Source organism: Promicromonospora sp. NPDC059942 (assembly GCF_042731755.1).
In the GTDB taxonomy this organism is placed as follows: Bacteria; Actinomycetota; Actinomycetes; order Actinomycetales; family Cellulomonadaceae; genus Promicromonospora.
Map to the genome: position 1 here is coordinate 1 of NZ_JBHWLR010000040.1, position 12164 is coordinate 12164.

Genomic DNA, 12164 nt, shown 5'->3' on the forward strand with positions numbered 1-12164 from the left:
GGGCCCTCCCCTTCGGGAAGGGATACATCCGGGCGCGATATCTCGGACCCCGCGGCCTTTCCTGTCCGGTCACCTTCGGGGGTGGTGGGGTGCTGGGGAGCCTTGTCGCGGCCCGCTGCGGCGCTGCGGTGGACTGCCTTGGTGCCTTCCGCGGCGGCGATGGCGCTGATGCTCGGGTCGCCCAGGGTGGCGGCGGCGTCGACGACGGCGGCCAGCGCGTCGGCGTAGCTCGGGGCGTGCTGCGGGTTGTCGGCGATCAGGCCAGCGAGCAGGTCGGTCGGGGCGGAGCGCCAGCGGCGGGCGCTGACGGCGGCGTCGAAGAACGGTTGGAGGGTGGACGCCGTCGGGCGGGCGGCGACCCTCGCTGCCGAGCCGCCCGAGGCGGTGGCCGCGAGCCAGTCGGCTGGGGCGCCCGGGGAGGACTCCGCCACGGCGGCCGCGAGGCGTTCGCCCTCGGTGCGGGCGGCCTGGGCGGCCACGCCGGCGGCGGTGCCGGCCTGGGCCAGGGCGTCGAGGGCGGCCGTCAGCGCCGTCGTGGTCACGGAGCCTCCAGCGGGGCGGGACCCGGCGTCGGGCCCGGGCCTGCCGTGCCCGGACCAGGCAGGGCCTGGCCCGGTGGTGGCTGGCCGGGGAGCGACTGGCCGGCGCTCGGGAGGGTCAGGCCGCCCGAGGTGCCGAACTTCTCCTCCAGGAACCGGCCGTGCGCCACGAGGGCCACGGCGTCGGCGCGGGAGACGGCGTCGGAGATCTTGTCGAGCGTGGCGCCCAGGAGGTCGAGCTGGTCGCACAGGATCAGCAGCGACGTCTTGCCGCGGTCCACGACACGTCGGTCGGCGAAGTCGCGGGGCAGCCGCAGGTAGGCGTCCACGGCCTCCGGCAGGTAGCTCGTCGCCGTCGCCACCACGGTGTGCGCCTGCTGGGAGCCCGCGCCGAGCCGGTCCAGCCGTGGGGCCATCTCGTGCACGGTCTCGGCGACACGCTGCACCCGGGCCGTGACTGCCGCGGGGGCCTTTCCGGACGCGCGCGCCAGCACGGCGTCGACGGACGTGACGATCTGCTCGGTCGTGGGCGGCGCCGGAATCGCGAGGGGCGGCTCCTCCTCGGTGCGTCCGCCGCCGAAGACCCGCTGCCACCAACCCATGCGTTCCCCCGTGCCCGCGGCCGTCACCGGTTGCCGAGGTCGAGAGAACCGCTCGCCACGCCGTCGGTGTTCGTGCGTCGTGCCCGCTCGACGTACTCGGACGCCTTGGTCGTCTCCGTCTGCAGCACCCCGATGGTCTGCGACATCGAGTCCAGTGCCCGCGTCTTGAAGTCGCTGATGGAGTCCATCGTCGCGTAGATGTTCGCGAACGCCGACTGGAGCTGCTCGATGCCCACGGTCGAGCTCGCGGCCTGCTCCTGGATGGTGGCCGACTGGTCGGCGAGCATCTTGGACGTGGACGCGATCATGTTCGACGTCGTCGTGTTCAGGGCGCCGATCTGGTCCAGCACGAGCTTCTGGTTGGCGAGGGCCTGCGCCACGATGACGGCGGTGCGCAGCGCCGAGACCGTGGTCGTGGTGGCGCGGTCGACGCCCTTCGTGAGCTCGACGTTGTTCTTGATGATGATGTCGATCGCGAGGTAGCCCTGGATCGAGACCGCGAGCTGGGTGAGCAGGTCCTGGTGCTTCTGGCGCACGTAGAACAGCACGTCCTCGGACAGCGCCTTGGCCCGCTCCGGCTCGGCGATCTGCAGCTCGGCGATCTTCGCGGAGAGCTGGGCGTCCAGCCGCTCGGCCACGTAGATGTACTGGTTGAGCCGCGTCATCGTGTCCCAGAGGTTCTGCTTCTCCAGGTTGAGCGCGGCGTTGTCCTTGCGCAGCTCGTCCTGCCCGTTGTAGAGGGCCTGGATGATGGCGTTCAGCTGGCCCTGGGCGGACTCGTAGCGGCGGAAGTAGTCCTGGATCTTGTCACCGAACGGGATGACGCCGAGGATCTTGCGGCCCACGCTCGCCTCGGACGGGTCGAGGTCCTCCACCGTGCGGCGCAGCTCCAGGAGGGTCTGGCCCACCTTCGAGCCGTCGGCGAGGCCGCCCTCCTTCAGGGCGCGGACCGGCGTGGCCAGCAGGCGGTTGCTGGAGTCGGCGGCCTGCCGGATGTCCGCGTCGCCCATGGTGCGCACGTCGTCGGCGCGCCGGGCGAACTCGGGGGACCGGGTGTCGGTGCCGAGCAGGCCGTCCAGGTACGTCGTGACCTTCTGGTCGAGCGCGGGCGCCACGGCGGGGTCGACCTTCGGCGCCATCTTGGGCGCCTGCGTGGCGGCGACGGGCTGCACCGGGTCGGGCGCCGTGAGCACGAGCGGCTCTGCTGGCGCGGGGGGTTGAAGCGGCATCGGCTCGGTCATCGGTGCTCCTCGAGATAGGGCGTCCGAACGCGGCGAGTATATGCCGCGGGCTACCGTCGACGAGGGCGGAAGCGCTGCTCGGCGGGGTGAGAACGAGGGGGCGGCGAACAGAGTTCCCGGGGCGGCGGGTGACTGCTGGGTGTGGCGACCAGGCAGGCCGGGAGAGCACGGTCCGACAGCCGGCTGAGCCCTGGCTGGGTGAAGATCTTGTGCGCGAGTTTTCCACAAGGGAATGTGCGATCGGCGGCTTCGCCCCGGGCCTCCGTTTTCACCCTGTTGACAGAACGGGTGAATTGCCGCCCAGGTCTCGCCTAGATCCTGCCCCTCGCGAGGCGGGTCGAAAGCATGCCCGGGTTGTGGCATTCGCCCGGTTGGTGCGACGCTCAGCCGCCGCGGCACTGCCTCAGCTCGACCCGTCCCGCCGGTCCGTTGGTCTCGGGTCATCCAGCTGGGTGTGCTGGTCGGCGGGCATGCCGGGACATCCTGTCGGACTGAACCCCGTCATCCGCCCGATGGTGATGTTCGACGGTGTCCACCATCGAGTTCGATCCACCCGAAGGAACGGAGAGAACGTTGCACGAGTCGACGATGCGCATGCGAGCCCGAGCGGGCTTGGCCGCCATCCTTGCCTTCCTCGCCGCACTCATCATGGGAGGACTCCCCGCGACCGCAGCAGAACCGATATCAGGTTCGATATCAGGCGTCGTGCACGAGGAATTCGAGCTGCCTGCCCACCCGGTCCTGGTCACCGTTCGGCTCGCGGGCGAGGGGACGATCGCGGGTACGACGACTACCGCGGCCGACGGTACGTTCGCGGTCGGCGAGCTGACCCCGGGCGAGCGCTACACGATCGAGATGACCAACGCCGACGGTACCCCCCGGTACGTACCGGGGGAAGTCTGGGTGCGGGACGGCGAGTACTACGTCGACACCGACGACGTCGCGAGCCTGCCGGCCTTCGAGCTGCCGGAGGCCGGCCTGTGGATGGACGTCCGGATCGAGCGTGCCGGTGGCATCTCGGGCAATGTTCTGGACCAGCAAGGGGCCCCGGTCTGGGGTGTGAGGGTGAAGGTCGCGGCAGCGGACGGACGGGTTGTCGCGCAGCACGGACTCGCCGATGGGACTGGACCTGACGGCGAGTTCAGCTTCTCGCATGTCCGGCCAGGTGAGAACTACACCCTCGAGATTGTCAGGGCGGCCACGACCCAGGGCTTTGCCTTCGGATATGTCGGCGAGCGCCAGGCGACCCAGGACCGCGCCCAGGCGAAGCGCTTCACCGTTCCGATAGCCGGGCTTTCCGGCCAGCAGGTCGTTCTCCCGCGGCTCACCACCATCACGGGCACGGTTGTGGCCCCGGACGGCAGCCCGGTCGCGTACACAGAGGTCGCCGCGGACCCCATCGGCTACGGCGCTCATGGCTCAACGACGACGGCCGAGGACGGCAGCTTCAGCCTTGAGGCCGCTGGCGGCGACACTGGCGAGGTCTTCGTTTCGGCAAACCGCCAGCTCGGCTTCTCGCCCTATACCGGCGTCTACTACGCGGGCGCAGGTTCCACGGCGAACAAGCTTGCGGACGCGACGCCGCTCGCCGTGGAGCCGGGCGGGAACCTGACCGGAGTGAACTTCGGTCTTTCGGAGTGTGGTGCGGTCGAAGGCACGGTCACCCATCTCCCCGCCTACGGGTCCAGGGTGGTCCGCGTCTTCAACGACGACGATCTGGACCTTGTCACCCGCCACGTCGAGATCACCGAGGACGGCGCATTCCGCGTCCCCGGCCTGGCGCCAGGAACGTACGACGTCTCGGTCGCAGTCACCGAGGAAGGCGGGGCTTCGGAGTCCTGGTTCCGTTACGGTGCGCCCAACGCCGAGGAGGCCGCCGACATCGTCGTTCCAGAGTCCTGTGACACGGTGGCGGGTATCGACTTCGCTCTCGGCGAGCACGAGGTGCATGTGCTGACCTCCCCCACGGTCTCCGGCAGCACCAAGATGGGTGAGACGGTGGAGGCGAACCCCGGTACCTGGACTCCTGGTTATCTCACCCACGCGTATCGGTGGCTTCGTGACGGCGTCGCCATCGAGGACGCCACCTCGCCCCGGTACACGATCACTACGGGCGACCTTGATTCGAAGCTGTCGGTGGAGGTGACGTCAGTGCGCGACGGCTTCACTGACGGCGTCGCGACGTCGCCCGAACGCACGGTCAAGCGGTAGCAGCTCGCGTTCCTGTCGAAGCTGTTCAGCCTTGGCGACGGCTGCAGTCCGATGGACGGCGGCCGTCGCCACCGCCGACAGCTCCTGACCTGGTTGGTCGGTGTGGTGCGCCTCACCCGGCGTCGTCTCACGGAATAGGCCCGCCCGGGCCCGGGGTTTGGGAGCATGAACGGAGTCGTTCGGACACCCTTCCAGACAGGATGTACACGAAGCCATGCCCTCGCGCCGGTTCTCCCGCCCGCGTGCCGCCGTCGTCGTCACGGCCGCCGTCGCTCTGCTCCTCGCCGCCTGTTCTCCCGGGGGAGGGACCAGCAGCGAACCGTCGGGCGAACCCGTCACGGGCGGCACGCTGACGTACGCGTCGGGCGACGCCGAGCCGTCCTGCCTCGACCCGCACGTCGGCGGCAACTACCCGCAGGCGCTCATCGCTACCCAGTACCTGGAGTCGCTGGTCTCGCTCGACGAGGACGGCGAGGTCATCCCGTGGCTCGCCACCGAGTGGGCCGCGAGCGACGACGGCCTGGAGTGGGAGTTCACGCTCCGCGACGACGTGACGTTCACCGACGGCACCCCGTTCGACGCCGAGGCCGTGGCCGCGAACATCGCGCACGTGCAGGACCCCGCCACGGCGTCGTCCACCGGGTACCTCGCCCTGGCGAAGATCAAGGACGTCGTCGCCGTCGACGACCACCTGGTCCGGCTCGAGATGAGCGCCCCCGACTCGGCGCTGCTGGAGTCGCTGTCGCAGGTGTGGGTCGCGATGGAGTCGCCGAAGGCCCTGGAGCGCAGCCAGGAGGAGAACTGCGCCGCGCCCGTCGGCACCGGCCCGTTCGTCGTCGACACGTGGGAGCGCCAGGACTCCGTGACCCTGGTCCGCAACGACGACTACAACTCGCCGCCGGCCGACGTCGCCGAGGCGTCCGAGGGCAGCGACCTGCCGTACCTCGACTCGATCGTGTGGCGGTTCATCCCCGACTCCGCGAGCCGCTACGCCGCGCTCCAGTCGGGTGAGGTCCAGGTCATCGACAACGCGCAGCCGGACACCATCAAGTCGGCCGAGTCGGACGACGCGATCGAGGAGCTCGACGCCCCGCGCCCCGGCGCGTCCAACCGCATCGAGCTCAACTCGGGCAAGGCGCCCTTCGACGACGAGCGCGTGCGGGAGGCGTTCATCCGCTCCGTGAACGTGGACGACGGCATCGAGAGCCTGTTCTTCGGCACCGCCGAGCGGTCCTACTCGCCGCTGTCCAGCGTCGAGCCGCTGGGGTTGAGCCTCCCCGACCTGTTCACGGTCGACACGGACGCGGCGTCCGACCTGCTGGACGACGCCGGCTGGGCCGAGCGCGACTCCGACGGCTACCGCGTGAAGGACGGCGAGCGCCTCAGCCTCGACTTCCCGGTGAGCACCAACCAGTCGATCCCCGCCGAGCAGTCCCTGTTCGAGCAGATCCAGGCCGACGCCAAGACCGCGGGCTTCGAGGTCAACCTCCAGCCGCTGGACCTGTCGAGCTGGTACGGCGTGCTCGCGGAGAACGAGTACGACCTGGTCAGCGCGCCGTACACGAAGGTCGGCCCGGACGTGCTGCGGATCCTGTACCACTCGGACTCGATCACCCCGGCGCCGAGCGGCTACTTCGCGAACCTCGCGCAGGTGGACGACGCCGACCTCGACGACCTGCTGACCCAGGCCTCCGCGACCAGCGACGCCGACGAGCGGGCCGCGCTCTACGAGCAGGCGCAGCAGATCATCCTGGAGGGCTACTACATCCTGCCGCTGTACGACCAGCAGAACCATTTCCTGCGGTCGTCCACCGTGCAGGGGCTGCGGGCGATGCCGACGGTGTCGACGCCGACCTTCGCCGGGGCCTGGCTGGTGCCTTGACCCTTCCGGTCGCCACCACCGGGGCGCGCAGGAAGCCGGTGCCGGGCAACCGGCACTGGCTGCTCCTGCGCGCCGGCGGCGTCGTCTTCGTCCTGTGGGCGGCCGCGACCATCACGTTCTTCGCCCTGCGGCTCGTCCCCGGCGACCCCGCAGAGGCGATCCTCGGCGGCCCCGGCTCGCAGGCCGGGCCGGAGGCGCTGGAGCAGGTGCGCCGCGAGTACGGGCTCGACCAGCCGCTCGTCGTCCAGTACCTCACCTACCTGGGGCGGCTGGTGACCGGCGACCTCGGCCAGTCGTACTCGCTGCACAAGCCGGTGCTGACCGCGATCGGCGAACAGTTCGGCGCCACGCTCACGCTCGCGCTGGTCTCCCTCGCGCTCGCCTGGGCGCTCGCCACGGGCCTGGCGGCGTGGAGCGTGCGGGGCGGACGGGTCGCGTGGGCCATCGGCTCCGGGCTGGAGCTGGTCGCGGCCGCCGTGCCGCACTTCTGGCTCGCGACCGTGCTCATCCTCTTCTTCAGCCTGACCCTCGGGATCCTCCCGCCGGTCAGCGTGCCCGGGCCGCTCGGCATCGTGCTGCCCGCGCTCACCATGGCCATCCCGCTCGCCGGGTTCCTGGGCCAGGTCATGCGCGAGTCCCTGCTCACGGCCATGGAGTCGCCGTTCGTCACCACGGCCCGGGCGCGCGGCGAGAGCGAGGCGCGGATCTTCTGGCGGCACACCCTGCGGCACGCGGCCATCCCCGCCGTCGGCCTGTCCGGCTGGGCCTTCGGGTCCCTGATCAGCGGGGCCGTGGTGGTCGAGTCCGTGTTCGCGCGGCAGGGTCTGGGCCGCAGCCTGCTGTCCGCCGTGCAGCTGCGCGACGTCACGCTCGTGACCGGCATCGTGCTGGTGGTGGCGCTCGCGTACACGGTGATGACCCTGGTCACCGACCTCGCCGACCGGGTCATCGACCCCCGCACCCGGGCGGTGGCCGAATGAGTCGCGCCCGGCGTCCGAGCGGCGTCGGCGGCATCCGGTTCACCGTGGGCGAGGCGGTCGCCGCCGTCTTCCTGGTGCTCCTCGTGGTCGCCGCGCTGTGGCCGAACCTGCTCGCCCCCGGCGATCCCCTCGCCGTCTCGCACGCCGACGCGTTCCAGCCGCCGTCGTTCGCGCATCTCTTCGGCACCGACGAATCGGGCCGGGACATCTACACCCGCGTCGTGCACGGCGCCTCGGAGTCGCTCCTGATCGGCGTGCTCGCGACGGCGATCGGCATCGGCCTGGCGATCGTGCTCGGCTTCGTGGCCGGGCTCGGCCCGCGCTGGCTCGACTTCGGCACCACCCGCGTGGTCGAGGTGCTGTTCGCGTTCCCCGGGCTCCTGCTCGCGCTGCTGTTCATCGTGGTCACCGGGCCGGGCGTGCTGAGCTCGACCATCGCCGTCGGCCTGGCCACGGCGCCCGGCTACGCGCGCATCATCCGTTCCCAGGTGCGCCGGACGGCGTCCGCCGAGTTCATCGAGGCCGCCCGGGTGCTGGGTCGCGGCCGGCTCTGGATCACCGCGCGCCACATCCTGCCGAACGTGACGGCCGCGCTGTTCGTGCTCGCCACGCTCGGCCTGGGACAGGCCGTCATCTGGGTGTCGTCCCTGAGCTACCTCGGCCTGGGCGCCGTGCCGCCCGCCGCGGAGTGGGGCGCGATGCTCGCCGCCGGACGCACCTACATCGCCAACTTCTGGTGGATGACGTTCTTCCCCGGACTCGCGATCGTGGCCAGCGCCGCCGCCGCGACCGTGATCGGGCGGGGCATCCAGAAGCGGAACAGGAGCGCGGCATGAGCGGGGTGAGGCGGACGTCGGTGGAGCCGACGCCGGTGGAGCCGGACGGGCCGGTGCTGGACGTCCGGGACCTCGTCGTGTCGTTCTCCGGGCGGAGGGTCGTCGACGGCGTCAGCCTTCAGGTCGCCGCGGGCGAGTGCGTCGCGATCGTCGGCGAGTCTGGCTCGGGCAAGAGCGTCACCGCGCGCAGCGTCGTCGGCCTGGCGGGGGAGGGCGCGCGGGTGTCGGCGGCCCGCCTGTCCGTCGCAGGTCAGGACGTGCTGTCCCTGTCCGGACGACGGCTGCGGAAGCTGCGCGGTGGCACCGTCGGGCTCATCGCGCAGGACGCCCTCGTCTCGCTGGACCCCCTGCGCCCCGTCGGCCGCGAGATCGCCGACACGCTCGCCCTGCACACCGACCTCGACGCCGCCGCGCGCCGCGCGCGCACCGTCGAGCTCCTGGAACGCGTCGGCCTGCCCGACGCCGAGCTCCGGGCCGGTCAGCGCCCCGGCCAGCTCTCGGGCGGGCAGCGGCAGCGCGCGCTGATCGCCGCCGGCATCGCGGCCGGCCCGCGCCTCGTCATCGCGGACGAGCCCACCACCGCGCTCGACCAGCCCGTCCAGGCCGGCGTGCTGCGGCTGCTGGGCCAGCTCCGTGACGAGGGCACCGGTGTGCTGCTGATCAGCCACGACCTGTCCGTGGTGCTCGGCATCGCGGACCGGGTGCTCGTGATGACGGACGGTGTGGTCGTCGAGGAGGGCACGCCGGCCGAGGTGTTCGAGCACCCGCGGCACCCGTACACACGGAAGCTGGTCGACGCGGTCCCGGCGGGGCGGGCGCGGGGGACGTTGCTGTCCGGGGGCGGTGCTGCGCCGGCCGTCGTCGCCGCGCCGTCGGCGGTCCCGGCGTCGGTGGTCCCGCCGTCGGCCGTCCCGCCGTCGGCCGGGACCGGCGCCGGCGAACGTAGAGATAGTCGCTCTCTGAGCGGCGAGAACGCGACCAACCCTACGTTCGCCGGCGCCGCCGCCGGCGACGCCGGGGCGGGCGACGCCGACGCCGGAGCGGCGGCAGAGGACGTGCTCGTCGAGGCGCGCGGGCTGTCGCGGGTGTTCCACGTCGGCGGACGGGAGATCGTCGCCGCCGACGACGTGTCGTTCTCCCTGCGTGCCGGCCGGACGCTGGGGCTGGTCGGCGAGTCGGGGTCGGGCAAGTCGACCACCGCACGGCTCCTGCTCGGGCTGGAGCATCCCGACGCCGGCGAGGTCACGCTGCTGGGAGAGCCGTGGAGCCCGCTCCCGGAGGCCCGACGGCGCCCGCGCCGGCCGCTCATCGGCGCCGTGTTCCAGGACGCCCTGAGCTCGTTCGACCCGCGCTGGACGGTCGGCGCCGTCCTCGCCGACGCGGTCACCCGCGGCCGCTCGGTCCGGCTGGGACCCGTGCGCGCCGAGATCGCCGCCCTCCTCGACACCGTGGGCCTCGACCCCGCGCTGGCCGCCCGCCGCCCGCTCCACCTGTCCGGCGGACAGCGCCAGCGCGTCGCCGTCGCGCGGGCGCTCGCCGCCGAACCCCGGGTGCTGGTCCTGGACGAGCCCGTTTCGGCGCTCGACGTCTCGGTCCAGGCGCAGGTGCTCGACCTGCTGGACCGGCTCCAGCGCGAGCGCGACCTCGCGTACCTGCTGATCACCCATGATCTCGGCGTAGCGCTGCACATGAGCGACGACGTCGCCGTCATGCAGGAGGGCCGCATCGTCGAGCAGGGCGCGGCCGCGACGGTGTTCGACGACGCGGTGCACCCGTACGCGCGCCTGCTGCGGGACGCCGTCCGGCTCTAGCAGTTCACCGGGAGAGTTGCCCGATGCCTGCCGATCTCCGGGGAAACGACTGCGCCCCCGGGTGGGTAACGCTGAGCGAGCATTGATAGCTCAGCGTTACCCACCCGGGCGTGACGTGAACTCCTGGCCGTCCGGAGGCGCGCTCTCGGGCGGAAGCCGGCGCCACCGACGCACGGGTCAGCCGACGCCCACGTTCTGCCGCTCCGGCTCGATCACGGCCACCACGCGCTCGTGCTCGCGGGAGTAGGGCGAGCCGGTGTACTTCCTGGCCAGCCGGTCGACGATCGCCCAGCCCGTCTCGCCGTCGAGCCACTCGACGACCCTGCCGCGCACGACGACGGGCTCGAACGGGTTGTCGACGGGCGCGATGGACAGGGCCACCCGGGGGTCGCGGCGCAGGTTGCGGGCCTTGCGCATCGTTGGACCGGTGAAGAAGACGATCTGGTCGCCGTGGGTGCCGACGAAGACCGGGGCGGCGTGCGGCGAACCGTCGGGGAGGACGGTGGCGACGTGCGCGATCGAGGTGCCGTCCAGGACGCGGCGTACGGCGGGTTCGAGCATGTCAGGACTCCTTTGGCGGGATGGTGCTTTGGCGGGGATGGCTGGGCCCAACCTAGGAGCCGGACAGCGGCGGTTCTTGAACGAAACGAGCAGGCTCAGGCCCGCGGCGGACGGCGTCGCGTGGCGAGGAACGGGCGGTACGACGCCGCGTGCTCGTGACCGCAGGCGCAGCGGTCCATCCCGCCGCCGAGCAGCCCCCGCGGGGTGAGGCCGGTCAGCCGCAGGCACTCCCGGCTCAGGTGGGCCTGGTCGGCGTAGCCGGTGTCGATCGCGAGGCCCGCGGTGCCGTCCGCGCCCCGCCGGCCGGTGGCCACCGCACCGGCCTGGGCCAGCGCGAGAAAGCCCTGGAAGCGCAGCGTCCGCTGGAGGACCTTGGGCGTGACGCCCACGGTGTGCAGGCAGCGGCGGCGGAGCTGGCTCGGGGAGAGCGCCAGGCGGCCGGCGAGGGCGTCGATGCCGACCCGGTGCCAGGGCATGAGCGCACCCACGGCCGCGCCCACCAGCGGGTCCGGCCCGGCCGCTCGCCGCAGGAGGTGCACGAGGTGGGCCTCCAGGAGGTCCAGCGCCCGCTCGGGCGTGCTCGCGCGGGCGGTCCGGTCCACGAGTGCGTCGACCGACCCGCCCCACAGGTCGGCCAGGTCCACGCGCTGGTCCACCAGGTCGTCGAGCGCCGTCGGCAGAGGAGGCGGGGTACCCGGGAGGAACCGCACGCCGACGATCGTGGTGTGCGGCGGGACGACCTCGATCTCCGGGCCGGTCAGCGGACCGATGAGCTGCGGGCTGCCCCCGACCGGAAGGTGGATCTCGACGCCGCCGGTGGGCAGGTTCCGCTGGACGTACGCCGTCGCGCCGGTGCGCTGGACCCACACCGTCCGCACCGCGCCCGCCAGCGCGGGCAGCGGCGGCCGCTCGACGTAGGACTCCATGGGGGTCATCCTCCACGCGGTGGCCCGCGGCCCGCCAGGGAAGTGCGCGGGCGGTCACCGATGACTTCCCGGGGCGCGGCTCGTCTGCCAGGAGGAGTCGGCCTGCGACGGCCGTGACGACAAAGGAGGCCCGGCATGCCGCGATACCTGATCTCGTTCGACGACGGCGCGATGACGTTCCCCGAGGAGGACCTGCCCGCCGTGGCCGAGGCCTCGCACGCGGTGGTGCAGGCGGCCAAGGACGCCGGGGTGTGGATCTTCGGGGCCGGGCTGGAACGGCAGCAGGCTTCGATCGTCGCGACGGACGGCACCGTGACCGACGGTCCGTTCCCGGAGACGAAGGCCGTGATCGGCGGGTTCTCGATCCTCGAGGTGGACTCGCGCGAGGAGGCGCTGAAGTGGGCGGCCCGGATCGCGGAGGGGTGCCGCTGCGCCCAGGAGGTCCGGGAGCTGATGTACGACCCGGAGTCCTGAGGCCCCGGCCCGCGGGGACGTCGTCGTCCCGCCGTGGGCGAGTGCGCTGCGGCCGAATCCCCTTTGAGGCCCGGGTTTCTTCGCTTTCAGCCAGCTGAAAG

10 protein-coding genes and 1 pseudogene are annotated in these 12164 nt (G+C 72.2%); 6 read left to right on the forward strand and 5 right to left on the reverse strand.

What is annotated here, in order from left to right:
- The 3 genes and pseudogenes from ACFV9Q_RS28745 to ACFV9Q_RS28755 form a co-directional block, all read right to left on the reverse strand.
- Positions 1–542: pseudogene (locus ACFV9Q_RS28745) on the reverse strand (AAA family ATPase); the annotation flags it as partial.
- A complete protein-coding gene (locus ACFV9Q_RS28750; protein ID WP_377231424.1) occupies positions 539–1141 on the reverse strand; it encodes a hypothetical protein in 603 nt (200 codons plus the stop codon). The pseudogene ACFV9Q_RS28745 and the gene ACFV9Q_RS28750, both read right to left, overlap by 4 nt.
- A 23-nt stretch (positions 1142–1164) precedes the next feature.
- Positions 1165–2382: a toxic anion resistance protein gene (locus tag ACFV9Q_RS28755; protein ID WP_377231425.1), complete on the reverse strand. Its 1218-nt coding sequence runs from the start codon at positions 2380–2382 to the stop codon at positions 1165–1167.
- Positions 2383–2910: 528 nt separating this feature from the next.
- Here ACFV9Q_RS28755 and ACFV9Q_RS28760 point away from each other — a divergent pair.
- From ACFV9Q_RS28760 to ACFV9Q_RS28780, 5 genes are all read left to right on the forward strand, one after another.
- A complete protein-coding gene (locus ACFV9Q_RS28760) occupies positions 2911–4593 on the forward strand; it encodes a carboxypeptidase-like regulatory domain-containing protein (RefSeq protein ID WP_377237244.1) in 1683 nt (560 codons plus the stop codon).
- A gap of 214 nt (positions 4594–4807) precedes the next feature.
- Positions 4808–6475: an ABC transporter substrate-binding protein gene (locus tag ACFV9Q_RS28765; RefSeq protein WP_377237245.1), complete on the forward strand. Its 1668-nt coding sequence runs from the start codon at positions 4808–4810 to the stop codon at positions 6473–6475.
- The gene (locus tag ACFV9Q_RS28770) at positions 6472–7455 is read left to right on the forward strand and encodes an ABC transporter permease (RefSeq protein ID WP_377237246.1); all 984 of its coding nucleotides are present in this window, start codon (positions 6472–6474) and stop codon (positions 7453–7455) included. The genes ACFV9Q_RS28765 and ACFV9Q_RS28770 overlap by 4 nt, the downstream gene beginning before the upstream one ends.
- Positions 7452–8291 (forward strand): ABC transporter permease, encoded by an 840-nt coding sequence (locus ACFV9Q_RS28775; protein WP_377237247.1) that lies wholly within the window; start codon positions 7452–7454, stop codon positions 8289–8291. Before ACFV9Q_RS28770 ends, ACFV9Q_RS28775 begins: the two co-directional genes overlap by 4 nt.
- Positions 8288–10102, forward strand: coding sequence for a dipeptide ABC transporter ATP-binding protein (locus tag ACFV9Q_RS28780; RefSeq protein WP_377237248.1), 1815 nt, complete (start codon positions 8288–8290; stop codon positions 10100–10102). The genes ACFV9Q_RS28775 and ACFV9Q_RS28780 overlap by 4 nt, the downstream gene beginning before the upstream one ends.
- Positions 10103–10279: 177 nt before the next feature.
- On the opposite strand, the gene ACFV9Q_RS28785 is transcribed toward ACFV9Q_RS28780, so the two are convergent.
- Together ACFV9Q_RS28785 and ACFV9Q_RS28790 are read right to left on the reverse strand one after the other, a co-directional pair.
- Entirely contained in the window at positions 10280–10663 is a 384-nt protein-coding gene (locus ACFV9Q_RS28785) for a TIGR03618 family F420-dependent PPOX class oxidoreductase (RefSeq protein ID WP_377237249.1), read from the reverse strand.
- Between the two features lie 95 nt (positions 10664–10758).
- Complete coding sequence (locus ACFV9Q_RS28790) at positions 10759–11589, reverse strand: helix-turn-helix domain-containing protein (protein ID WP_377237250.1); 831 nt, start codon at positions 11587–11589, stop codon at positions 10759–10761.
- Positions 11590–11724: 135 nt separating this feature from the next.
- Between ACFV9Q_RS28790 and ACFV9Q_RS28795 the strand changes: the two genes are divergently transcribed.
- A complete protein-coding gene (locus tag ACFV9Q_RS28795; RefSeq protein ID WP_377237251.1) occupies positions 11725–12063 on the forward strand; it encodes a YciI family protein in 339 nt (112 codons plus the stop codon).
- Positions 12064–12164: the final 101 nt, after the last annotated feature.